Raw genomic sequence first — 22,891 nt, 5'->3', positions numbered from 1 at the left:
GTCACCTCATGACTATTACCGGCGATGCGGCGGTGTCCAGCCCTGCTTGTTGATCTGACGAGCGCGGGCAATGGCAAGCGCCTGATCCTCAACCGTATCGGTCACGGTGGAACCGGCAGCCACCGTGGCGCCATCACCAATCGTGACCGGTGCCACCAGCGCCGAATTGGAGCCGATGAACACGTCGCGACCGATCTCGGTGCGGTGCTTGTTCACGCCATCATAGTTACAGGTGATGGTACCGGCACCGATGTTGACGCCCTGACCCAGCGTCGCGTCACCGATATAGCTCAGATGGTTGATCTTGCTGCCTTCGCCAACATGCGCCTTTTTGGTTTCGACAAAATTGCCGATGCGCGCCTTTCTTTCAAGGCGCGTGCCCGGACGCAGGCGCGCGAAGGGGCCAATGGCGTTATCGCCCGCCGTTTCGCTGCCCTCGATCATGCTGTGGGCCTCGATACGTGTTGCATCGCCGATACGGGCATCACGGATGATGCTGTAAGGGCCGACATGGACGCCATCGCCCAGATGCACCTGTCCTTCAAAAATACAGCCGACGTCGATGAAGACGTCCTGACCCACGCTCAGCTCGCCGCGCACGTCCAGCCGCTTCGGGTCGGCAAGGCTTGCGCCTTCGCGCATGAGCCGCTCTGCCTCGCGGGACTGATGAATGCGCTCCAGTGCCGACAGCTGAACCCGGTCATTGACGCCCTGGACTTCACTGACCTGCGCCGGCTCGGCCGTGGCCACTTCAACCCCTTCACCGGCCGCCATGGCGATGATGTCGGTCAGGTAGTATTCCCCCTGGGCATTGTCGCTGGACAGTGCCGGCAGCCAGCGACGCAGCTGATCGCCAGTGGCGGCCAGAATGCCGGTATTGCACTCGCCGATCTCGAGCTGCTCGGAGGTGGCATCCTTTTGTTCGACGATGGCCACGGCCTGGCCCTGGTCGTTGCGCACGATGCGCCCGTAGCCGTGCGGATTGGCCATGGTCACGGTCAACAGCGCCATGTGCTGCTCGTCCACCCGCTCCACCAGAGCACTCAGGGTTTGCGCCTGAATCATCGGCACATCGCCATAAAGCACGACCACCGGGCCATCACCCAGTGCCTCGAGAGTCTGTGCCACGGCGTGGCCTGTACCGCGCTGCTCATGCTGATGGGCAAAGCTGATGGGCAGGTCGGACAGGGCATCCTGTACCTGCTCGGCACCGTGTCCCACCACGACATGCAGCCGAGGTGACGAGAAAGCCTTCATGGCTGACTCGATGACATGACGCACCATGGGTTTGCCGGCCAGTTCGTGCAGTACCTTGGGCTTTTGCGAACGCATGCGGCTGCCTTGACCGGCAGCCAGAATCACGACATCAATGGACATGAAAGAAGACGCTCCCTCGCGCTGAATGAAAAACGATAACCGATCATGCACCCAACAGATGACATGCTCTGTCATGCCTGATCATTCCTGTGGCTGACAGTGTATCAGGGGATGCCTTCATCGGATTGCTCCAGATGCGCATGGCAGTTACAAAAAAGGCGGCCCGAAGGCCGCCAACAAAACGCATCCATGGCTTGTGGCCATGATGCGACAATCCTGCTTGAGGCTACTGGTGGCCGCGACGATTGCGCAACTGGGACAGGGTCCGCAGTCGGGCGGTCGCCGCTTCAATCTCGGCCAGCGCCTGCTGATAGTCCATGTCACCCGTTTTGCCCTGCAGGGCACGACGTGCTTCATCGCGCGCCTTCTCGGCTTCGGCAGCGTCCAGGTCACGGGCACGATCGGCACTGTCGGCCAGCACGATGACCATGTTCGGCTGCACTTCCAGAAAGCCACTGGAGACGTAGAAGACTTCTTCTTCGCCGCCTTCATGAACGATCCGGACCGGGCCAGGCTTCAGGGCCGTCAGCGTCGGCTCATGTCCGCGCAGAATTCCCATCTCGCCAAGCACGCTGATCGCCACAACGCGTTCTACTTCGCCTGCGAAGATGTTGCGCTCCGCGCTGACGATACTGCATTGCATGGTCGCCATGAGCGCCCCTCCTTACATGCTTTCGGCTTTCTCGATCGCTTCATCGATGGTACCGACCATGTAAAACGCCTGTTCAGGCATATGGTCGTAGTCGCCGTTGAGAATGCCCTGGAAGGCGCGGATGGTTTCCTTGAGCGACACGTACTTGCCGGGTGCGCCGGTGAAGATTTCCGCCACGAAGAAAGGCTGTGACAAAAAGCGCTGAATCTTGCGCGCTCGTGACACGGTCTGCTTGTCTTCGTCGGAAAGCTCATCCATGCCCAGAATGGCAATGATGTCCTTGAGTTCCTTGTAGCGCTGCAGCACGTTCTGAACGCCGCGAGCCACGTTGTAGTGCTCTTCACCCACGACCAGCGGATCCAGCTGACGCGAAGTGGAGTCCAGCGGATCGATGGCCGGGTAAATCCCCAGCTCGGCGATGGAACGCGCCAGTACCACGGTGGCATCCAGGTGCGCGAAGGTTGTGGCCGGCGACGGGTCGGTCAGGTCATCCGCGGGGACGTAGACGGCCTGTACGGACGTGATCGAGCCGGTCTTGGTCGAAGTGATGCGCTCCTGCAGCATGCCCATCTCTTCGGCCAGCGTCGGCTGATAGCCTACGGCTGACGGCATACGACCCAGCAGTGCCGACACCTCGGTCCCTGCCAGCGTGTAGCGGTAGATGTTGTCGACAAACAGCAGAACGTCACGACCTTCGTCACGGAACTGCTCGGCAATCGTCAGACCGGTCAGGGCTACACGCAGACGGTTCCCCGGCGGCTCGTTCATCTGACCGTACACCAGCGATACCTTGTCGAGAACGTTGGACTCCTTCATTTCATAGTAGAAGTCGTTACCTTCACGCGTACGCTCGCCGACACCGGTAAAGACAGAATAACCGGAGTGCTCGGTGGCGATGTTACGGATCAGTTCCATCATGTTGACGGTCTTGCCGACACCGGCGCCGCCGAAGAGCCCCACCTTGCCGCCCTTGGCAAACGGGCAGATCAGGTCGATGACCTTGATGCCGGTTTCCAGCAGTTCGCTGGAGGCAGCCTGGTCTGCAAAGCTCGGCGCAGCACGGTGAATCGGGCTGCGCTTGTCTTCACCGATGTCGCCGGCCTCGTCGATCGGTTCCCCCAGCACGTTCATGATACGGCCCAGGGTCTTTTCACCCACCGGGACCGAAATGGGCGCACCAGTGCCGGCGACGGTCATGCCGCGCTTGAGCCCTTCGGTAGAGCCCATGGCGATGGCACGCACGATGCCATCCCCCAGCTGCTGCTGAACTTCGAGTACGGTGCCGGTCTCTTCCACATTGATGGCTTCATAAATGTGTGGGACCTCGCTGCGGTCAAACTCGACGTCAATCACCGCACCGATGATTTGTACGATACGTCCGCTCATCCTGATTCCTCTTGAACCTGTAAATAACTGTCCGACGGGCCGACCTAGACCGCAGCGGCACCACCCACAATCTCGGAAATTTCCTGGGTGATGGCTGCCTGACGCGCCTTGTTGTACTGAAGCTGCAGGTCATCAATGATGTCACCGGCGTTATCAGTGGCGTTTTTCATCGCAATCATTCGAGCGGCCTGCTCGCTGGCAATGTTTTCCACCACCGCCTGGTAGACCTGCGACTCGACGTAGCGCACCAGCAGCCTGTCGAGCAGGCTTTGAGCGTCCGGCTCGTAGGTATAGCCCCAGCCCCCTTTCGAGGTGGCACTTTCCGCACCTGAAGAAACTTCCTGCTCTATCTCTTCAGGCAGCGGCAACAGCTGACGCACGATCGGCTTCTGGCTCATGGTGTTAACGAACTCGTTGTACACCAGGTCCAGTCGATCGATCTCGCCATTGTCGAAGGCTTCCAGCATGACATTGATGCTGCCGATCAGCTCGTTCGCTTCAGGTGCATCCCCCAGATTGCGGGTCGCTGCCAGCAGATCACCGCCATATTTGCGAAAGAAGACACTGCCCTTGGTCCCCAGTGCGCAAAAGGCCACGCTGACGCCCTTTTCACGCCATTGCCGCACATCGCGCAGTACACGCCGGAACAGGTTACTGTTCAGGCCACCACACAGTCCGCGATCCGAAGTCACCACGATATAGCCGATGCGCTTGACCTCACGCTCGATCTGATAATCGTGGCGATATTCCGGATTGGCCTGACTGATATGGCTGACTACCCGACGGATCTGGCTGGCATAGGGCTGACTGGCCGCCATGCGCTCCTGAGCGCGGCGCATCTTGGATGCTGCCACCATCTCCATGGCGCTGGTGATCTTCTGGGTATTCTTGATGCTCCCGATCTGGGACTTGATCTCTTTTCCGGCTGCCATAGCGATATTCTCCTAAACAATCAGCGCAGGGCGCCCGGACCCCGAAGGGTCCGGATCATCAATAGCTCTGCGTTGACTTGAACGATTCAACGCCGCTTTTCAGCCCCTGCTGAATATCGTTGTCGTAACCGCCGGTGCTGTTGATCTTCTCCATCAGCTCACCCTTTTCGGTGCGCATGTAATCGAGCAGATCACGTTCGAAATTCAGCACCTTGTCGACCGGTACGTCGGAGAGATATCCCTCGTTGGCAGCGTAAAGCGAGACAGCCATTTCAGCGATCGACATCGGTGAATACTGCTTTTGCTTCATGAGTTCGGTCACACGCTGACCGTGCTCAAGCTGCTTGCGCGTGGCTTCATCCAGATCGGAGGCAAACTGCGAGAAGGCTGCCAGCTCACGATACTGCGCCAGCGCCAGACGCACACCGCCGCCCAGTTTCTTGATGATCTTGGTCTGTGCCGCACCGCCAACACGCGAGACCGAAAGGCCTGCGTTGATGGCCGGACGAACGCCAGAGTTGAAAAGCCCGGTTTCCAGAAAGATCTGACCGTCAGTGATCGAAATCACGTTGGTCGGAACAAACGCGGAGACGTCACCGCCCTGAGTCTCGATGATCGGCAGGGCCGTCAGCGAACCGGTCTTGCCCTTCACCTCACCGTTGGTGAGCTTTTCCACGTATTCGGCGTTCACGCGCGAGGCACGCTCAAGCAGACGGGAGTGGAGATAGAAGACGTCACCCGGATAGGCTTCACGACCCGGCGGACGACGCAGCAGCAGGGAGATCTGGCGATAGGCCACGGCCTGCTTGGACAGATCGTCGTACACGATCAGGGCGTCTTCACCGCGGTCGCGGAAATATTCACCCATGGTGCAGCCGGAGTAGGGCGCCAGAAACTGCATGGCAGCGGGATCGGCAGCGCCGGCCGCAACGATGATGGTGTGTTCCATCGCGCCATGCTCTTCAAGCTTTCTCACCACGTTGGCAATGGTCGACTGCTTCTGACCGACGGCCACATAGACGCAGGTGATGCCCTTGCCTTTCTGGTTGATGATCGCATCGATGGCAATGGCCGACTTGCCGATCTGACGGTCACCGATGATCAGCTCACGCTGACCACGACCGATCGGCACCATGGCATCGATCGACTTGAGACCGGTCTGGACCGGCTGGTCAACGCCCTGACGAGAGATAACACCCGGCGCCACCTTTTCAACGGCGTCCGTTTCGGTGGTGTTGATGTCGCCCTTGCCATCAATGGCGTTACCCAGCGCATCAACCACGCGACCAATCAGTTCGCGACCGACTGGTACTTCCAGGATGCGGCCGGTGCACTTGCCCGTCATGCCTTCCTGAAGGTGCTGATAGTCGCCCAGTACCACAACGCCGACGCTGTCGCGCTCGAGGTTGAGTACCATGCCGAAGATGTCATTGGGGAATTCAATCATTTCCCCGAACATGGCATCGGCCAGTCCGTGGATGCGCACGATGCCGTCAGCGACGCCGACGATGGTGCCTTCATTGCGCGCCTGTGCATCAAGGTCAAGATTCTCGATCCGGCCCTTGATGATGTCGCTGATTTCGGAAGGATTCAGTTGCTGCATGCCATGTCCCTCGACTTCAATGGTTCAAGACGCTGGAAAGCTGCGCCAGTCGTCCACGCGCCGATCCATCGATAACGGTATCGCCGGCACGAATGACAACGCCGCCCAGCAGCGTCTCATCCACAGAAGTGGTGATCGTGATTTCGCGATTCAGACGCCGCTTGAGCGCCTGTGCGAGCTTGTCTTTTTGTGCCTCGTCCAGCGCAAAGGCCGAGGTGATCTCGACGCTGACACGCTTTTCAAATTCAGCGCGCTCAGCCTCGAACAGATCACTCAGCGATGCCAGAGCCGGCAAACGCTGCTGTCGTGCCAGCACCATCAGGAAATTGGCGCCACGTTCAGGGAGCAGTTCGTCTAGCAGTTCGACAAATACCTGCCCCTTGTCGCTCGGCGTACGCTGCGGGTCAACGAGCAGTCTTTCAATGCGCTCGTCACCGGTCAGACGCGCTGCCTCGGCCAGCATCGCTGACCAGGCGTCCAGCGCGCTGTCTTCTCTGGCCAGCTCAAAAGCGGCCCTTGCATAGGGACGTGCCTGCGTGATGTGGTCGGACATGTGGCGTTTCCTCAGAGCTCTTCAGCGAGTCGATCAACCATCTCACGATGTTTCTTTTCGTCGATGGAGGACTCGAGAATGCGTTCTGCGCCCTGAATGGCCAGTGCTGCTACCTGAGCACGCAGTTCGCTTTTGGCCTGCTGAATCTCGCTGTCAATCTCGCTGCGGGCATTGGCAATCATTCGCTCGCCTTCAGCGCGGGCATCAGTGCGAGCTTCCTCGATCATCTGATTGGCACGAGAACGTGTCTTGTCGAGAATACGGGCAGCTTCTTCACGGCTTTCACGTAGCGTTTCCTCGGCCTGTTCATTGGCCTTGTGCAGCTCGGCGCGTGCCCGGTCGGCCTCTTCAAGACCTTCCTGAATGCGCTGCTGACGCTCGGTGAGTGCCTGCGTGATCGGAGGCCACACATATTTCATGCAGAACCAGACGAAGATCGCAAAGGCGATCATCTGTCCGATAAGCGTCATATTGATATTCACGCGGATCTACCTCCTGCGGGTTCGTGGTGGCCGGAAACGGCGACACCGAGCACAAGGGGCCCGGCGTACAGCGTTTACTTAACCGGCAACAACGAAGATCAGGTACATCGCGATACCCACACCGATCATGGGAACGGCATCAAGCAGACCGGCCATGATGAAGGTTTTGGTCTGCAGCTGGTCGCCCAGTTCCGGCTGACGTGCAGTAGAGTCGAGCAGCTTGCCACCAAGCAGACCAAAGCCGATACCGGTAGCGAGGGCGGCACCGCTGATCATGATGGCGGCAGCAATGTAGATGAGTTCCATGGAATGGCTCCTGTTTCAGGTTTTTTCAGACAAGGGGTAAAAGGGTTTTGAGACTAATCTTGTTATTGGATTCAGTGCTCTTCAAAGCAGGCGCTCAGATACACCACACTTAGCACGGCAAAGATGAATGCCTGCAGGGTGATGACCAGAATGTGAAAGATCGCCCACGGGACATCAAGTACCCAGATGGCCCAGAAGGGCAGCAGGGAAATCATGATGAAGATGACCTCACCGGCAAACATGTTGCCGAAGAGACGAAGTCCCAGACTGATGGGCTTGACGATCAGGACGACCAGTTCAAGGATCAGGTTGAAGGGAATCAGCGCCCAGTGATTGAAGGGACGAAAGGAAAGTTCCTTTGCGAAGCCACTGAACCCCTTGTTGCGGATGCTGTAATAGATCACCAACAGGAAGATGGCAAAGCCCATGCCCAGTGTCGCGTTGGGATCACTGGTCGGAACGATGCGCATGTACTCGATGCCCAGCTTGTGAGCAATCTGCGGGATCAGATCGATGGGCAGCCACTTGAGGCTGTTCATGAAAAAGATCCAGCAGAACAGCGTCAGTGCCAGCGGGCCTGCCAGCTTGCTCTGACCGCTGAAGCTGGTGCGGACAATGCCGTTGGCAAACTCGAAGACCATCTCAAGCGCATTCTGCAGACCGGTCGGGACACCGCTGGTGGCCGTACGGGCGAGAAAGCGAAACAGCCACAGAAACAGCAGACCGGTCGCAATCGACCACCCCATGGTGTCCAGATTGATGGCCCAGAATCCCATGGCCCTGGCTTCCTCGGCATTATGGGCAATGGCCCAGCCGTGATCGGGATGGAGGCCAAAGGTCAGATTCTGCAGGTGGTGAGTAATATACTCGGTTGAGGTCGGTGCGTTGCCTGCCATAGCGTTGCCTTGAATCGATTTTAATGGGAACCGGGTCTGCCGAGCAGCCAGGGCGTCAGCCAGTACACACACTGGACCAGCGCAAATGTCACGAAAAACCACTCCGGAGACTGCGGTGGCGATATGACAAAGATGCCTGCAAACAGCAGGATCGCCAGAAAATGCTTGCCTACCTGGGCTCGATAGAAACTGCGAACCATCTGACGTTGAAAACGAGCCCCACGGTATAAAAACGCACGCCAGGCAAAATATATGTTGGGCACCAGTCCCGCAATACCACCCTTGAGGGCCGACAGCGCAAGAATATTGTTCGCTTCAATGGCCAGTAGTGCTGCCGTCACCGCAGTGACCACCAGCTGAACCACCAGCAATCTGTAAATTCTCGGACGTCTTGATGGTGCCGGAGTCGCGGGCTTGCCTTGTTGCATTGATTTTATGCATTCCCGAAATATTCGACTCATTGCGCCAGGCAGGCGGGATTATAAGGAACCCCCCCCGCTGCTTCAATGTCACCGGCATCGAAAATCGCAGTCTTTAAGCTGATCTGCACCAAAACCGGCTCGATCCTGTGTCAAAGCGTCGCAGTTTACAACACGAAATTAAGTCGTGTTTAAGCGCCATGGCCTCATGCCTCAGCGAATGTGCGAGAGAATACCATCAAGCTCGTCAAGGCTTGTGTAACGAATCGTCAGGCTGCCCTTGCCGGTTCTGCCGTGACTGATCTGTACGCGAGCGCCCAGCAGTTCCGCCAGCTGGTTTTCAAGACTGCCGACATCCCCCGAGGGTTTGTCCGCTGCCTTTTTGCTGTCCGGGGTCGTCTGGGCATATTTTTTGACCAGCGCTTCGGTCTGGCGCACGGTCAGGCCACGCTCGACCACCTCGCGCGCCGCCTGGCGCTGCTTGTTGCCCTTGAGCCCCAGCAGGGCACGGGCGTGGCCAACATCCATGTCACCGCGTTCCAGCAGTGTCTGCACGTCTTCTTCCAGCGCCAGCAGCCTCAGCATGTTGGCGATCTGCCCCCGGGAGCGGCCCACGGCATCGGCCGTTTGCTGCTGGGTCAGGGAAAATTCATCCATCAGGCGCTTGAGGGCGATGGTTTCCTCGATGGGATTGAGGTCCTCGCGCTGAATGTTTTCGATCAGCGCCAGTGCCAGAGCGGTTTCATCATCAAGCTCGCGCACGACGGCCGGAATCACATCCAGCTCGGCCATTTGCGCCGCGCGCCAGCGGCGCTCACCGGCAATGATTTCATAGCGGGCGGCACTGCCTTCGGGCAGTGGACGGACCACGATGGGCTGCATGACGCCGCGGGTTCTGATCGAGGCCGCCAGCTCTTCAAGCCGTTCGGGCTGCATCTCGCGCCGGGGCTGATAGCGTCCACGCGTCAGTTCCGCCAGCGGCAGACGCTCCAGCCGCTCACGGCTGTCGATCAGCGGTGATGCGGTCACTGCCGCCTCGGCAGACCCACCGTTGGGGTCCTGGGTCTGTGAACGCTGCCGGGCACCGGCGCCAATCAGTGCGTCCAGTCCTCTTCCGAGTGCGCGTTTACGCGTCATGAACAGTTCCTCGTTCAGGCCATGCAGAAGTAACAACACGCGCTGAGGTCATGGACATCAGCGCTCGGGGGATCAAATGATCGACAGTGTGTCCGGGACGGGTTACAGCGCCAGCTTGCGAATCAATTCCTTGGCCAGCACCCGATAGGCATGGGCACCGCGGGACATGCGCGCGTAGCGATTGACCGGCAGGCCATGGCTGGGCGCTTCGGCCAGGCGAATGTTGCGGGGGATCGCCGTTTTGAGCAGATCATCACCGAAGTAGTCCGACAGCTGCTTGCTGACATCCCGGGTCAGACTGTTGCGATTATCAAACATGGTTCTGACGATGCCGTCGAGGGCCAGCGCTGGATTGACGCTGTCGCGGATCTGCTCAACGGTATCCAGCAGCGCTGACAGACCTTCCAGGGCATAGAACTCGCACTGCAGCGGAATCAGCACGCCGTGCGCGGCGGTCAGGGCATTGACGGTCAGCATGTTGAGCGACGGCGGGCAGTCGATCAGCACCACATCGAACCGGTCGGCTACGGTTTCGATGGCGCGATCCAGACAGCGCTCGCGCCCTTCCCTGTCGAGCAGGTCGACTTCGGCAGCAGTGAGATCGCCATTGGCCGGCAGCAGCTGGTAACCGGCATTGGGGCAGTCCACCAGCGCATCACTCGCCGACAGTTCGCCGAGCAGCACGTCCAGCGAGCCACCGTTGGCCAGCGCATGCTTGTCAATGCCGCTGCCCATGGTGGCGTGGCCCTGCGGGTCCATGTCCACCAGCAGCACCCGCTTTTTCAGCGACGCCAAGGCTGCGGCCAGGTTGACGGCGGTCGTGGTCTTGCCGACGCCACCCTTCTGGTTGGTCAGCGCAATGATCCGGGTCAAGAGAGAGTTCCTTGTATATTGATCGCTTGGCCTTGTCAGGCGATGTCCATTTTCAACAGATGACGCTGGCCCTGCTCACCGGGGATGTGCAGCGGCCAGGTTTGCGCCAGCCGAATGTCCTCGGGCAGGACAATGTCATCGACGCGCCCTGCCATGGCCAGCCAGTGACCGCCATCAGCGAGCAGCGAACGGGTCAGGGCCACAAAGTCTGCCGGTGCGGCAAAGGCCCGGCTGGTGATCTGCTCAAACGTGACGCCCTCGAGTGCCTCGACCCGATCATGCACGGGGGTGACATTCTCAAGACCCAGCTCGAAAGCCACCTGGCGTTGAAAGCGGATTTTTTTGCCGTTGCTGTCAATCGAGGTCAGGGCAATATCGGGACGCACGATGGCCACCACGATACCGGGCAGCCCGGCACCGCTGCCGACATCCAGAAGTCCCGGACCCTCGATCCACGGCAGAATCGCCAGACTATCGAGCAGATGGCGCGTTACCATCAGCTCGATATCGCGTACCGCGGTGAGGTTATAGGCCCGATTCCACTTGTGCAACAGCGTCACAAAGGCCAGCAGGCGGTCACGAACCTCGGCTGAAACGCTCAGGTTAAACGCCGTCATGCCGTCATCGAGACGACGTTCAATACCGCTGCTCATGACGTACCGGCCCTGACCTTGTGGGCACTGCCACGCTTTTTGAGATGAATCAGCAGCATCGAAATGGCCGCCGGCGTTACGCCCGGAATGCGCCCGGCCTCGGCCAGCGTTTCAGGACGAGCGGCATTGAGCTTCTGGCGAATCTCGTTGGACAAACCGTCAATACGATCATATTCCAGCGATTGTGGCAGAGGAGTGGCTTCATGGCGCTTGAGCTTGTCGATCTCTTCACTCTGGCGATCGATGTAACCCTGATACTTGGCCTGAATCTGTACCTGCTCACGCACCAGCGGATCTTCCGGCGCCCCCTCGGCCAGCGGTGCAATATCGTCATAGACCAGCTCGGGTCGACGCAGCAGATCGCTCAGACGATGTTCGCGGGACAGGGTGCCCACCCGATCGGCAAGCCCTTTGGCGGCATCACTTCCGGGCTGGATCCAGACCCGATCCAGACGCTCGCGCTCGGCGTTGATGGCTGTGCGCTTGCGCTCAAAGGCGTCAAAGCGGGCGTCATCCACCAGCCCCAGCTGACGGCCTGTTTCGGTCAGGCGCAGATCGGCGTTGTCTTCACGCAGCAGCAGGCGATATTCCGCTCGCGAGGTAAACATCCGATAGGGTTCCTGGGTGCCCATGCGGATCAGGTCATCCACCATCACACCGATATAGGCCTCATCACGGCGCGGCCACCATGCCTCCAGTCCCTGCACGCGGCGGGCGGCATTGAGTCCTGCCAGCAGCCCCTGGGCGGCGGCTTCCTCATAGCCGGTCGTGCCGTTGATCTGGCCGGCAAACCACAGGTTATGGATGACCTTCGTTTCCAGTGAATGCTTCAGATCGCGCGGATCGAAGAAGTCGTACTCGATGGCATAGCCCGGACGCACGATGTGAGTGCGCTCCAGCCCCTCGATCGAGCGCACGACATCGAGCTGCACATCAAAGGGCAGCGATGTTGAAATGCCGTTGGGGTAGAGCTCATGGGTGTCGAGCCCTTCCGGCTCGATAAAGATCTGGTGGCTCTGCTTGTCGGCAAAGCGATGAATCTTGTCCTCGATCGACGGGCAGTAGCGGGGACCGATGCCCTCGATGACGCCGGAGTACATCGGCGAGCGATGCAGATTGGCCCGAATGATGTCGTGAGTGCGCTCGTTGGTGTGCGCAATGAAGCAGCTCACCTGGGCGGGGTGCATGTCACGCCGGCCCATGTAGGACATCACCGGACGCGGCGTATCGCCGGGCTGTTCGGCCAGTTTCGAGAAATCGACCGTTTTGGCATCAAGTCGCGGTGGTGTGCCGGTCTTGAGACGTGCTACCCGCAGGGGCTGCTCGCGAAGACGTGCCGCCAGCGCATTGGACGCCGGATCACCCGAACGGCCGCCGCTATGATGTTCCATGCCGATATGAATCACGCCGCCCAGAAAGGTCCCGGTGCACAGCACCACGGTTTCGGCCATGAAACGTACGCCGCCCTGACTCAGGACACCGCGCACTGTATCGCCTTCCACGATCAGATCATCAGCTGCCTGGGCAAAGATCGACAGATTGGGCTGGTTTTCAAGGATATGGCGAATGGCTGCCTTGTAGCGAACGCGGTCGGCCTGAACACGGGTGGCGCGTACGGCCGGTCCCTTGCGGGAGTTCAGCGTTCGAAACTGGATGCCGCCCTGATCTGCAGCCAGTGCCATGGCACCGCCCAGCGCATCAATTTCCTTGACCAGATGGCTCTTGCCGATGCCACCGATGGCCGGATTACAGGACATTTGTCCCAGCGTTTCGATGTTGTGACTGAGCAGCAGGGTCTGACAGCCCATGCGAGCGGCGGCCAGTGCGGCTTCGGTACCCGCATGACCACCACCGATGACAATGACGTCAAAGCGGTCCGGATAATCCACGTGAAAAACCTCGAGGGGTTGAAAATGAACGTGACACCCGACTGATCAGCGCGTGTCGATACCCACATGCCCGTGCAGGGCGTTGGGGATAAGCCGTATTGAATGGCGCGCATTATAACGTGGCTGTGAGTAAGCGTCAGGGTTTTCCACACATGGATTTTCCCGTACCCCCAAGCCTTTAATTAATTAAATAGTCTTTTAAATAAGAAGTTCTATTGTGGTTGTGATTACTGTGGGCGGCATTTTCTGTGGAAAAGCGGCTTTTACACTTATAAAACAAAATGCTGCGGTGTGACTGGAAACCCAGGCAAGCTGCTTGCATCCCTGGGGTAGGCACTGTACGGGGTGTGTATAAAACGGCAAGTTACCCACAGCTCGATTTATCCCCGTTTCGTTAACCGGGCTCAGTGGGGGTTCTCCCCATACTCGTCAAGAAAGTGAATGCGGCAGGAAAATGAGAGGAGACTCGCGTGTGTGGCGGGCTGTAGAGGCGGTGGTAGAAAAGGGCGCTTTTTTTATCCACAGGGGGCCGGCGTCAAAAAAAGCCGATTGTGGTGATAATGGACATAAAAAAGGCGCCTGTCAGAAGCTGACAGGCGCCTGAATATCGGCAGGCGACCTCAAACCGTAAAGGATGCACCGCAGCCACAGGTCGTGGTGGCGTTGGGATTTTTGATCAAAAACCGGGCGCCTGCCAAGCCGGCTTCGAAATCGACCGTGGAACCGACCAGATATTGATAGCTCAGCGGGTCGATCACCATGGCCACATCGCCATTTTCGATAACGGTGTCGTCCTCACTGATGGTCTCTGCGACATCGAAACCGTATTGAAAGCCCGAACAACCGCCTCCCGTTACGTAGACGCGCAGTTTCAGGGCCGGGTTACGCTCTTCTTCTATCAGCGCCCTGACTCTGCCTGCCGCGGCATCGGTAAAGACAAGCGGTGTCGGAACAAAGGATTCTGCTCCGCTCATCGCGGCCTCCTTTTGAGATGACACGTCTGATGCGTGTCAGGAATGGATCAGCACGATGGCTGTCATGGCACCCATTATCGGCACCCCTTCAGCCGGTGGTCAACCGGCACCCGCCGGGCAGCAATCATGAAAGGCGATGACCCTAAACAATGATAGGCTGAAGGACGTGTGGTCCCATGACCGCATTACCGTGCCGCTGGGGAGAAAAAGCTTGCCGCGCCGTCTGCTGGATATGTCACGCCTGAACCTTGAAAACTTTCGACGCGAGCTGGCAAGTGTCGATGCCCTGCCGCAGCTGTGTTTGCTGGCGGTCATTTCGGGTGCCTTGACCGGCCTCATCATGATTGTCTTTCGAGAGCTGATCGGGCTCGGGGCGCTCATGCTGATGCCAAACGGTCAGGCCGAGGCCTTTGAAAGCCTGCCGATGATGGTGCGCGTGGCCCTGCCGGTGATCGCGGTCATCCTGATCGGGCTGGGACTTGGCTGGCAGAAAAAAAGCGCCCGGCGCCTGGGCATTACACATGTCATCGAGCGCTTCTCCTTTCATCAGGGCGTCATGGCGCGCGACAACTGGCTTAACCAGTGGTGGGTCGGTGTTGTGTCGCTGCTGGGCGGGTTGTCCGCCGGTCGTGAGGGGCCGGCCATTCATCTGGGCGCCGGGGCGTCGGGCTGGATCGGTCAGCTGCTCAAATTGCCGCACAACAGTCTGCGCGTGCTGGTCGGCTGCGGCGTGGCGGCCGGCATTTCGGCCTCGTTCAACACGCCCATTGCCGGGGTGATTTTCGCCATGGAAGTGGTGATGATGGAGTACACCCTGACCGGTTTCATGCCCGTGATGCTGGCCTCGGCCACCGGTGCCGTCATTACGCAGCTGCATTTCGGCTCGGCGCCGGCCTTCATGATGCCGGGGATCATCGAGCCACGTTTACTGGATATTCCGTGGCTGCTGCTGATGGCGCTGGCCATCGGTATCATGGCCGGCGGCTTTATTCGGCTCACTCGTCTGGGCGACCGGCTGGCCAATGTGCCCTGGGCCGTTCGACTGTTGATGGCCGGTGTGCTGACCGGGGCCGTGGCCTGTTTTTATCCGCAGGTGCAGGGCATCGGGTATGACAGCGTCGAAACGATTCTGAGCGGTCAGGCAAGCCTTGATGTGCTGCTGGCACTGGCGCTGGGCAAGCTCTTGTTGACTGCCATAACCCTGGCGTGCGGGATACCGGTGGGCATTGTCGGCCCGACGCTGGTGATGGGGGCCGCCGCCGGGGCGCTTTTCGGGCTTGGCGCCTCGGCGGTGTTGCCTTCGATGGTAGGGGAGCCCAACCTGTATGTCATGATGGGCATGGCCGCCATGATGGGCGCTGTGCTGCAGGCACCGCTGGCAGCGATCATGGCGCTGGTGGAGCTGACGCACAGTCCTGATATCATTTTATACGGCATGCTGAGCGTTTTAAGTGCGGCGCTGACCGCTCGCGTGGCCTGGCGTACGCAGGGGTTTTTCGTCATGACCCGTCAGGGGCATGCGCAGCATCCACTGCAGCAGCCTCTGATGCAGGCGCTCTCAAGGGTCGGGGTGGGCGCAGTCATGGACCGAAGCGTGACCGTGACGGCGGCGGTCATCACCCGGGAACGGGCGAGGGTCATTCTGGATGCGCGGCCCACGTGGCTTTTGATCCATCGTCAGAGCGATCAGCACAAGGCTGACCGCGAGCCCGGCAAGGCGCCGCTGGCGCTGCTGGCGGCGGACATGGCACGAGCACTGGAAGAGGACGATCAGGCCGGCGTGGATCAAAAAGACAGCATCAATCTGCTGGAAATTCCGGGCAAGCGACTGGAGCTGGCCCCGATCGCGCTTCAGGCCACGCTGTCGGAAGCCTTTGCATGCCTTGACGATCAGCGGGTGGATGCCCTCTACGTCAGACACATTACCGCGCCGATGATGCACCGGGTTTCAGGTATCATCACGCGGGAAGCCATAGAAAACTATTATCACTGATGGGCCATGCCCCCATCAGCCACGACCTGACGACCGTTATTGAGGATGCGCATATGTACCCCTGGGTTCTGGCCTTTCATATCATTTCATTTACATGCTGGTTTGCCGCACTGTTTTATCTGCCGCGGCTTTTTATCTATCACGCCCATGCCATGCGCCAGAATGACGGACAGGGATCGACTCGCTTTCAGATCATGGAGCGAAAGCTTTATGGCGCCATCATGACGCCGGCCATGATCCTGACGGTGGTGTTCGGGCTGTGGCTCGTGGCGCTCAATTTTCAGGTCTACCTCACCGCGGGCTGGTTTTACGTCAAGGCCGTGCTGGTCGTGCTTCTGATCGGGTTTCACCATATCTGCAAGGCCCACATGAAGCGCTTTGCGTCCGGCACCAACCGTCGCGGCGGCGGCTACTATCGTGTCTTTGGGGTCATTCCGGCCGTTGTGCTGATCGCCATTGTGATTCTTTCCGTGGTCAAGCCGTTCTGATGTCCCTGCCCTGCGTTCTGGTACTGGCCGGTCACGACCCGACCGGCGGCGCCGGGCTGATGGCCGACGCCGAGGCCATTCGCGCCATGGGCGGCTGGGCGCTGACAGTACCCACGGCGCTGACGTGCCAGACGACCGTTGATGTTCGAAGTGTCATGTCGCGCCCGGGCGAAGAGATTCTGGCCACGGCCCGGGCGGTGCTGGAAGACTGTGACATTCACGCCATCAAGGTCGGGTTGATTGCCGATCTCTCTGCGCTGGAAGCGGTCATTACGCTGTGTGCGGCGTACCCGCATCTGCCAATCGTCATCGACCCGGTGCTCAAGGCTGGTGGGGGGCGCGAGCTGTCCGGCCAGGCATTGATGGCCGCCTTCGTCGAGCAGCTGCTGCCGCTGGCCACTCTGATCACGCCCAACCTTGAGGAGCTTGCCCGTCTGACCGGCAGCGTCTTCGAGGAGGCACGAATCACCGATCAGGCCGAGCAGATGCTGGACGCCGGGGCGGGCGCCGTGCTGGCCACCGGCACTGACGTTGCAGACACGCCGCCTCAGCCCCATGTTACCCATCGACTCTATACGCCCGGAAACCTTCAGGCGTGGTCATGGCCGCGCCTGCTGGGCCACTACCACGGTTCGGGATGCACGCTGGCCAGTGCCATCGCTGCCCTGATGGCCCGGGGTGAAGCGCTGGCGCAGGCCTGTCAAACGGCGCAGCAGTTTACCTGGCACAGCCTTGAGCGGGCGCTGACGCCCGGACGCGGCCAGCAGATTCCCGACCGCCTGACCGGGCCATTTCATTTACCGACTCAGGGTTTACCGAAACAGGGGAGCGCGACATGACCCAGTGGACGCGAGGGCTTTATGCCCTGACCGATGCGCAGCTGATGCCAGATGACGCCACGCTTATCGATCGGTGCGAGTCGGCGCTGAGCGCCGGCATTGCGCTTTTGCAGTATCGTGACAAGTCCGGCGATGAAGGACAGCGTGAGCGACAGGGGCGCGCTCTCAAGGCGCTGTGTGATCACTATGATACGCCCCTGATCATCAACGATGACGCCGCACTTGCCTGGCGGCTTGGAGTCGGGCTGCATCTGGGACGCAGCGATGGCTCGATTGCCCGGGCCCGCAAGGCGCTGGGCCCCGAGGCCATCATTGGCGCCACCTGCCAGGGCAGTCTCGAGTTCGCCGAACAGGCCGCCCGCGAGGGGGCCAGCTACCTGGCCTTTGGTCGTTTCTATCCCTCACGCACCAAGCCCGATGCGCCGCCGGCGGATCTGTCGGTGCTGGCACAGGCGGCTCGTTTTGAACTGCCGCTTGTGGCGATCGGCGGTATCGATGGCGACAACATCGAGGCGACGATCGACGCCGGTGCCGATCTGATTGCGCTGGTGCATGGCATTTTCGGTCATGATGATCCGGGCGCCGTGGTACGCCGGCTCAATCAGGCCTTTGATCGATAAGTTTTCACGTTATCCACACCCCGATTCAAGCCGTACCTGCTGACGGGATGTGGATAACCCTGAACCTGCAAACGGTCCCTTTCGGACCGGCACTTTTTCCCGCACAGGAGCGCGAAGATGGATCTCATCACCTCCGAGACGCTTTTTACCCGCGCCGGACACCGCATCCCCGGTGGCGTCAATTCTCCGGTTCGTGCCTTCAAGGGCATGGGCCGTGCCCCCATGTTCGTGTCACGTGCCCGCGGCCCCTATCTCTTTGATGTCGAAGGCAAGCGTTACATCGACTATGTCGGCTCCTGGGGGCCGATGATTACCGGTCATGCCGACCCGGACGTGCTGGGTGCCGTGCGCGATCGACTGGAAGACGGCCTTTCGTTTGGCACGCCGACCGCGGTCGAGACCGACATGGCGGAGCTGATCTGCGAGATCATGCCGTCGATTGACATGGTGCGCATGGTCAACTCGGGGACCGAGGCCACCATGTCCGCGGTACGCCTGGCGCGCGGCTATACCGGTCGCGACAAGGTGGTCAAGTTCGAGGGCAACTATCACGGTCATGTGGATTCGCTGCTGGTCAAGGCCGGCTCCGGTGCGCTGACCCATGGCGAGCCCAGCTCACCCGGGGTGCCGGCATCGCTTGCCGAGCACACCGTGACGCTCTCCTACAACGATATCGAGGGTGTGCGCGAGTGCTTTCGCGAGATCGGCGATCAGGTGGCCTGCGTGATCGTGGAGCCGGTGGCCGGCAACATGAACTGCATTCCGCCAGTGCCGGGATTTTTGAAGTGTCTGCGCGAGGTGTGTGACGAGTCCGGCGCCGTGTTGATCTTTGATGAGGTCATGACCGGGTTTCGTGTGGCGCTGGGCGGGGCTCAGGCCCATTACAGCATCACCCCCGATCTGACCTGTCTGGGCAAGATTGTCGGGGGCGGCATGCCGGTGGGCGCCTTCGGCGGCAAGCGCCATATCATGGAATATCTCTCGCCGCTGGGGCCGGTCTATCAGGCCGGAACGCTTTCCGGCAATCCGCTGGCCATGGCCGCGGGAATCGCGCTGTTGAAAAAGATTCGTCAGCCCGACTTTCACAAGCGTCTGAGCGAGCGCGTCAACACCCTGTGTGACGGTCTCGAGCAGCGCGCAAGGGCGGCCGGTGTGTCGCTTCTGACCCATCGCGTCGGTGGCATGTTTGGCATCTTCTTTACCGACCAGACCGAGGTCAACGACTTCGCGGCGGCGACCGGCTGTGACGTTGAGCGCTTCAGACGCTTCTTTACGGCCATGCTGGACCGCGGCGTCTATATGGCACCGTCTCCGTTCGAGGCCGGCTTCATGTCCAGCGTCCATGAGGATGAAGACATCAATGCCACCCTGGATGCCGCCGAGGCAGTGTTTGCGACCCTGACCTGATCGTCGACGCCTTTCGGGGCGTCCTTCCCCGTTCGTCGATGTTCGGCGGACGAATTTCATCACTGATCCGGAGTGAGCCCCTTGAGTCAGTCACTGATCAGCGCGCTGAGAAGCGGCCGGTTTTTCAAACATGAGGTGTCCAGCCTGCAGGTGTACGAGACCCATATTTCCTGGGTCATCCTGACCGGTGAGTACGCCTACAAGATCAAGAAGCCGCTGGATTTCGGCTTTCTGAATTTCTCGACGCTGGAACGTCGCAAGCGCTTTTGTGAAGACGAGGTGCGGCTCAATCGTCGGCTGGCAGGCGATCTTTATGAGCGGGTCGTCCCCATCAGCGGCACGTCCGAATCCCCCGTGCTGGACGGGGAAGGCGAGCCCTTCGAGTATGCCGTGTGCATGCGCCAGTTCGATAACGCCGGGCTTTTCTCGACGCTGCAGGCCAACAACGAGCTGACCCGCACGATGATGGATGACATGGTGGATCAGCTGGTCGCCTTTCATCAGCGTAGTGAGCGCGTATTGCCGGACAGTGCCTTTGGCGCGCCCGAGGCCGTCCATGCGCCGGTGGTCCAGAATTTCGATCAGATTCGACCGCTGCTGGAAGATGAAACGGATCGTCGTCGTCTGGAAGAGCTGGCTACGCGCGCCGAAGAGCTCTATCACCGGCTTGAACCTTTACTGGCAAGGCGCCAACGCGAGGGGTTCGTGCGCGAAACGCATGGCGATGTGCATCTGGCCAATGTGGTGCAGCATCAGGGGCGGGCGCTGATCTTTGACTGTATCGAGTTCAACGATGACCTGCGCTACAACGATGTCTGCTGTGAGCTGGCCTTTTTGCTGATGGATCTGGAAGCGCGCGGTGAGCATGCGCTGTCCAGTCACGTGCTCAATCGCTACCTGGAAAGCAGCGGGGATCACGAACTGGTTCGCCTTTTGCCCTGGTACAAGGCCTATCGAGCCATGGTACGGGCCAAGGTGGCCCTGTTTCGTCTTCAGCAGCCGGATCTACATCCGGCGGACCGCGAAGCGGCACTGTCGGACTATCGCAGCTATATCGCGCTGGCCGAGCGCTACAGTGAGACCGATATCCCCTGGCTTTTGATCAGCGTGGGCGTCTCGGGCAGCGGCAAGAGCCGGTTTACCGAGCAGGTCGTACGCACGCTGGGCGCGATACGTCTTCGTTCCGATGTCGAGCGCAAGCGCCTTTGTGAGCTGGCACCCGATGCCGATTCAGGCTCGGGCGTGGCACAGGGCCTTTATAGCGATGAGATGACCCGCCAGACCTACGAGCGACTGGCCCACTTGAGTGGCACGCTGATGGAAGCCGGTTATCCGGTCTGCATTGATGCCACATCGCTTAAGCGCCTGCAGCGTGACCGGCTGCGCCACGAAGCCGAAAAGCGCGGGCTGGCGGCACTTCTGATCAGTTTCGAGGCCGATGATGCGACTCTGCGGGATCGGCTCGGACGACGTCAAAGCCGGCGGGGTCAAGTCTCGGAGGCAGGGATCGAAGTGCTGGATCACCAGCTCGCCTTGCGTGAAGACTTCGGCGAGGATGAGCTGGCCTATCTGATTCATCTGGACACGACGGCCGAGGATGCCAATCTGACGCTGGTCTCCCTGATCAGGGAGCGACTGCGCCTGAACTGACCCTACCCGGCCGATGGCCTGTCAGGCCGTTTCCCGACGCGTGCGGGGCGCGGCCACCACGGCCGTGGGCTGCTGGCGCAGCAGATTCAGCGCCTGGGCCCGGTTTCTTACCTTGAGCTTTCGAAACACGTGATACAGGTGCGACTTGACCGTGTGCTCGCTGATGGACAGGCGATCCGCGATGTCCAGGTTGCTGGCACCGCTGTCCAGCAGCCCCAGAATTTCCTGCTCCCGCGGGGTCAGACTTGCCAGCGGCAGCTGCTCGCCGTGCTGACGATGCCAGTAGGCGCACAAGAGACGCTCCATCAGCGGGCGTGACAGCCACATCTCCCCTTCAAACAGCTTGCGAATGCCTTTGCTGATCAGCTCAAGGGAATCCCCCCGATAAAAGATACCGTGCAGCGGCATGCGCATCATCAGCGCGACGGCGCGGTCCTCATTGCTCATGTTGAAAGCCGTGAAGATGGCATCGTCATACTGGCCCAGCTGCTGGGTCCACTCACGCAGCACGGACTCTTCCAGATGATCGTCGTCCAGCAGTGCCACAACGCGGCAATGCTTTAGATTCTCGGGTAATTCGGGTGGCTCATCGGTCGGCAGCTGCTGCACATGGCAGTCCAGTTGCTGACGGAGATAGTCCAGAAACAGCTCATTCTGGGGGCTGCTTTTGGTCACCATGATCAGTGCAATATTCGTCACATCCATGAAAGTGGCCCTGGTAAAGAGTATGAAGGCCTTCAGACACCCGACAGCGATCAAAACAGGGGGATGTGCCAGGGTCCGGCGCACCGGACAGGGCACCCTTCACGCTAAGTAAGATTAAGTAAAAAAATAAACAAAACAACTACTTAAAAGCACTTAAGGTTCAGAGCTGATTAAGCTCTTGCGACTAACGTTCTAGGTCGATCAGCAGAAACGCCGTAGTGGTTCCGGTGATCGTACCGATAGCCGACGCGACCGGGGTACTGAAGATGCTCTCGATTATAAGGCGATCGATTTTTGAATGAGAGCGGTCAAAACGTGCATCTACATCAAATGGCGCATTGTGCACAGGAAATTGCGTTATGGGATGGATTTGAAACGTATCGGTTACCGTTTCGTAACAAAATAGAGGAGCGCCAGATGCGTTTTGTCGAGAGATTGTTGCTGGAAAATCAGGCCTGGGCCAGTGAAATCAAACATCGCGATCCAAACATGTTTGATCGCTTGAGCGCCGGGCAATCTCCGGAAGTGCTCTGGATCGGCTGTTCTGACAGCCGTGTTCCTGCCGAGCAGCTTTGTAATACCTCGCCGGGCGAAATGTTTATTCATCGTAATGTGGCCAATCGGGTCTGCCCCAATGAAACAGGCTTTATGAGCGTACTTGAATACGCAGTTGCTGTATTAAAGGTCCGTCATATCATCGTCTGCGGTCATCATCGATGTGGGGGCATCAAGGCGGCAATGACAGATGAAAATACCGGCCTTTCTCATCTTGATCATCACCTGGATGGCATCCGTAACGTCAGAAGAAGGCATGCCGATGAGCTGGCAGAAATTACCGACGATGCCGAACGTCTGGATCGGCTGGTGGCCTTCAATGTGGCCGATCAAATCAGAACACTCAGTGAATTGCCGCTGATTCAGGCGCACTGGTCACGCCACCAGCTACCGACGATTCACGGCATGGTGTATGCCCTGGAAACGGGAAGACTGCGCGAAATTCAGCGCTGGAATGGTGAAGGTTGCGAGCGTGTTCAGGCCTGCGCCGTCTGACCATTCA

At 59.5% G+C, this 22,891-nt stretch carries 23 protein-coding genes; 7 read left to right on the top strand and 16 right to left on the bottom strand.

The annotated features are described in order from the left end of the window. Positions 1-15: 15 nt before the first annotated feature. The 15 genes from glmU to erpA form a co-directional block, all read right to left on the bottom strand. Complete coding sequence (gene glmU / locus KSP9073_RS01600) at positions 16-1,377, bottom strand: bifunctional UDP-N-acetylglucosamine diphosphorylase/glucosamine-1-phosphate N-acetyltransferase GlmU (protein WP_108841983.1); 1,362 nt, start codon at positions 1,375-1,377, stop codon at positions 16-18. Positions 1,378-1,603: 226 nt separating this feature from the next. Beyond that, positions 1,604-2,029, bottom strand: coding sequence for a F0F1 ATP synthase subunit epsilon (locus KSP9073_RS01595; protein WP_108841206.1), 426 nt, complete (start codon positions 2,027-2,029; stop codon positions 1,604-1,606). A gap of 12 nt (positions 2,030-2,041) precedes the next feature. Further along, on the bottom strand, positions 2,042-3,415 hold the full coding sequence (atpD, locus tag KSP9073_RS01590) for a F0F1 ATP synthase subunit beta (RefSeq protein ID WP_108841205.1): 1,374 nt from the start codon (positions 3,413-3,415) through the stop codon (positions 2,042-2,044). 44 nt (positions 3,416-3,459) lie between these two features. Beyond that, on the bottom strand, positions 3,460-4,347 hold the full coding sequence (gene atpG / locus KSP9073_RS01585) for a F0F1 ATP synthase subunit gamma (protein WP_108841204.1): 888 nt from the start codon (positions 4,345-4,347) through the stop codon (positions 3,460-3,462). A 58-nt stretch (positions 4,348-4,405) separates the two neighbouring features. Continuing rightward, positions 4,406-5,950: a F0F1 ATP synthase subunit alpha gene (gene atpA, locus KSP9073_RS01580; RefSeq protein WP_108841203.1), complete on the bottom strand. Its 1,545-nt coding sequence runs from the start codon at positions 5,948-5,950 to the stop codon at positions 4,406-4,408. Positions 5,951-5,966: 16 nt separating this feature from the next. Continuing rightward, positions 5,967-6,503: a F0F1 ATP synthase subunit delta gene (locus KSP9073_RS01575; RefSeq protein ID WP_108841202.1), complete on the bottom strand. Its 537-nt coding sequence runs from the start codon at positions 6,501-6,503 to the stop codon at positions 5,967-5,969. Between the two features lie 11 nt (positions 6,504-6,514). Beyond that, complete coding sequence (locus tag KSP9073_RS01570) at positions 6,515-6,985, bottom strand: F0F1 ATP synthase subunit B (RefSeq protein WP_108841201.1); 471 nt, start codon at positions 6,983-6,985, stop codon at positions 6,515-6,517. Between the two features lie 78 nt (positions 6,986-7,063). Next, positions 7,064-7,291 carry a F0F1 ATP synthase subunit C gene (atpE, locus tag KSP9073_RS01565; RefSeq protein ID WP_108841200.1) on the bottom strand — a complete coding sequence of 76 codons (228 nt, stop codon included), beginning with the start codon at positions 7,289-7,291 and terminating at the stop codon, positions 7,064-7,066. A gap of 71 nt (positions 7,292-7,362) precedes the next feature. Then, positions 7,363-8,187 carry a F0F1 ATP synthase subunit A gene (atpB, locus tag KSP9073_RS01560; protein ID WP_108841199.1) on the bottom strand — a complete coding sequence of 275 codons (825 nt, stop codon included), beginning with the start codon at positions 8,185-8,187 and terminating at the stop codon, positions 7,363-7,365. 20 nt (positions 8,188-8,207) lie between these two features. Then, on the bottom strand, positions 8,208-8,552 hold the full coding sequence (locus KSP9073_RS01555; protein WP_243409125.1) for an ATP synthase subunit I: 345 nt from the start codon (positions 8,550-8,552) through the stop codon (positions 8,208-8,210). 267 nt (positions 8,553-8,819) lie between these two features. Beyond that, the gene (locus KSP9073_RS01550; protein WP_108841982.1) at positions 8,820-9,743 is read right to left on the bottom strand and encodes a ParB/RepB/Spo0J family partition protein; all 924 of its coding nucleotides are present in this window, start codon (positions 9,741-9,743) and stop codon (positions 8,820-8,822) included. 102 nt (positions 9,744-9,845) lie between these two features. Further along, a complete protein-coding gene (locus tag KSP9073_RS01545; protein ID WP_108841197.1) occupies positions 9,846-10,616 on the bottom strand; it encodes a ParA family protein in 771 nt (256 codons plus the stop codon). A 35-nt stretch (positions 10,617-10,651) separates the two neighbouring features. Beyond that, complete coding sequence (gene rsmG, locus KSP9073_RS01540; RefSeq protein WP_108841196.1) at positions 10,652-11,269, bottom strand: 16S rRNA (guanine(527)-N(7))-methyltransferase RsmG; 618 nt, start codon at positions 11,267-11,269, stop codon at positions 10,652-10,654. After that, entirely contained in the window at positions 11,266-13,158 is a 1,893-nt protein-coding gene (mnmG, locus tag KSP9073_RS01535) for a tRNA uridine-5-carboxymethylaminomethyl(34) synthesis enzyme MnmG (protein WP_108841195.1), read from the bottom strand. The genes rsmG and mnmG overlap by 4 nt, the downstream gene beginning before the upstream one ends. Before the next feature lie 620 nt (positions 13,159-13,778). Next, a complete protein-coding gene (gene erpA / locus KSP9073_RS01530; protein WP_108841194.1) occupies positions 13,779-14,132 on the bottom strand; it encodes an iron-sulfur cluster insertion protein ErpA in 354 nt (117 codons plus the stop codon). A 136-nt stretch (positions 14,133-14,268) separates the two neighbouring features. Here erpA and KSP9073_RS01525 point away from each other — a divergent pair, with 136 nt between their 5' ends. From KSP9073_RS01525 to KSP9073_RS01500, 6 genes are all read left to right on the top strand, one after another. Continuing rightward, complete coding sequence (locus tag KSP9073_RS01525) at positions 14,269-16,125, top strand: chloride channel protein (protein WP_108841193.1); 1,857 nt, start codon at positions 14,269-14,271, stop codon at positions 16,123-16,125. Between the two features lie 53 nt (positions 16,126-16,178). After that, complete coding sequence (gene hemJ / locus KSP9073_RS01520; RefSeq protein WP_108841981.1) at positions 16,179-16,613, top strand: protoporphyrinogen oxidase HemJ; 435 nt, start codon at positions 16,179-16,181, stop codon at positions 16,611-16,613. Then, the gene (gene thiD / locus KSP9073_RS01515; protein WP_108841192.1) at positions 16,613-17,452 is read left to right on the top strand and encodes a bifunctional hydroxymethylpyrimidine kinase/phosphomethylpyrimidine kinase; all 840 of its coding nucleotides are present in this window, start codon (positions 16,613-16,615) and stop codon (positions 17,450-17,452) included. The genes hemJ and thiD overlap by 1 nt, the downstream gene beginning before the upstream one ends. Beyond that, positions 17,449-18,072, top strand: coding sequence for a thiamine phosphate synthase (gene thiE / locus KSP9073_RS01510; RefSeq protein WP_108841191.1), 624 nt, complete (start codon positions 17,449-17,451; stop codon positions 18,070-18,072). The genes thiD and thiE overlap by 4 nt, the downstream gene beginning before the upstream one ends. Positions 18,073-18,189: 117 nt before the next feature. Further along, entirely contained in the window at positions 18,190-19,479 is a 1,290-nt protein-coding gene (hemL, locus tag KSP9073_RS01505) for a glutamate-1-semialdehyde 2,1-aminomutase (RefSeq protein ID WP_108841190.1), read from the top strand. 72 nt (positions 19,480-19,551) lie between these two features. Next, positions 19,552-21,129, top strand: coding sequence for a bifunctional aminoglycoside phosphotransferase/ATP-binding protein (locus KSP9073_RS01500; protein WP_243409069.1), 1,578 nt, complete (start codon positions 19,552-19,554; stop codon positions 21,127-21,129). A gap of 21 nt (positions 21,130-21,150) precedes the next feature. Here KSP9073_RS01500 and KSP9073_RS01495 read toward each other — a convergent pair whose 3' ends face one another. Further along, on the bottom strand, positions 21,151-21,834 hold the full coding sequence (locus KSP9073_RS01495; protein ID WP_108841188.1) for a response regulator transcription factor: 684 nt from the start codon (positions 21,832-21,834) through the stop codon (positions 21,151-21,153). Positions 21,835-22,128: 294 nt separating this feature from the next. Here KSP9073_RS01495 and KSP9073_RS01490 point away from each other — a divergent pair, with 294 nt between their 5' ends. Next, the gene (locus KSP9073_RS01490) at positions 22,129-22,884 is read left to right on the top strand and encodes a carbonic anhydrase (RefSeq protein ID WP_133240965.1); all 756 of its coding nucleotides are present in this window, start codon (positions 22,129-22,131) and stop codon (positions 22,882-22,884) included. Positions 22,885-22,891: the final 7 nt, after the last annotated feature.

It is taken from the genome of Kushneria phyllosphaerae, from assembly GCF_900312995.1.
In the GTDB taxonomy this organism is placed as follows: Bacteria; Pseudomonadota; Gammaproteobacteria; order Pseudomonadales; family Halomonadaceae; genus Kushneria; species Kushneria phyllosphaerae.
This window is presented reverse-complemented; position numbering and strand designations above follow the sequence as displayed.

Excerpts from the sequence above, each read along its gene's own strand:
- KSP9073_RS01550 (WP_108841982.1), bottom strand. The coding sequence starts at position 9,743 with ATGACGCGTAAACGCGCACTCGGAAGAGGACTGGACGCACTGATTGGC.
- atpD (WP_108841205.1), bottom strand. The coding sequence starts at position 3,415 with ATGAGCGGACGTATCGTACAAATCATCGGTGCGGTGATTGACGTCGAG.
- hemL (WP_108841190.1), top strand. The coding sequence starts at position 18,190 with ATGGATCTCATCACCTCCGAGACGCTTTTTACCCGCGCCGGACACCGC.
- KSP9073_RS01595 (WP_108841206.1), bottom strand. The coding sequence starts at position 2,029 with ATGGCGACCATGCAATGCAGTATCGTCAGCGCGGAGCGCAACATCTTC.
- KSP9073_RS01495 (WP_108841188.1), bottom strand. The coding sequence starts at position 21,834 with ATGGATGTGACGAATATTGCACTGATCATGGTGACCAAAAGCAGCCCC.
- KSP9073_RS01525 (WP_108841193.1), top strand. The coding sequence starts at position 14,269 with ATGACCCTAAACAATGATAGGCTGAAGGACGTGTGGTCCCATGACCGC.
- hemJ (WP_108841981.1), top strand. The coding sequence starts at position 16,179 with ATGTACCCCTGGGTTCTGGCCTTTCATATCATTTCATTTACATGCTGG.
- atpE (WP_108841200.1), bottom strand. The coding sequence starts at position 7,291 with ATGGAACTCATCTACATTGCTGCCGCCATCATGATCAGCGGTGCCGCC.
- glmU (WP_108841983.1), bottom strand. The coding sequence starts at position 1,377 with ATGTCCATTGATGTCGTGATTCTGGCTGCCGGTCAAGGCAGCCGCATG.
- rsmG (WP_108841196.1), bottom strand. The coding sequence starts at position 11,269 with ATGAGCAGCGGTATTGAACGTCGTCTCGATGACGGCATGACGGCGTTT.
- KSP9073_RS01575 (WP_108841202.1), bottom strand. The coding sequence starts at position 6,503 with ATGTCCGACCACATCACGCAGGCACGTCCCTATGCAAGGGCCGCTTTT.
- atpG (WP_108841204.1), bottom strand. The coding sequence starts at position 4,347 with ATGGCAGCCGGAAAAGAGATCAAGTCCCAGATCGGGAGCATCAAGAAT.
- atpA (WP_108841203.1), bottom strand. The coding sequence starts at position 5,950 with ATGCAGCAACTGAATCCTTCCGAAATCAGCGACATCATCAAGGGCCGG.
- erpA (WP_108841194.1), bottom strand. The coding sequence starts at position 14,132 with ATGAGCGGAGCAGAATCCTTTGTTCCGACACCGCTTGTCTTTACCGAT.
- thiE (WP_108841191.1), top strand. The coding sequence starts at position 17,449 with ATGACCCAGTGGACGCGAGGGCTTTATGCCCTGACCGATGCGCAGCTG.
- thiD (WP_108841192.1), top strand. The coding sequence starts at position 16,613 with ATGTCCCTGCCCTGCGTTCTGGTACTGGCCGGTCACGACCCGACCGGC.
- atpB (WP_108841199.1), bottom strand. The coding sequence starts at position 8,187 with ATGGCAGGCAACGCACCGACCTCAACCGAGTATATTACTCACCACCTG.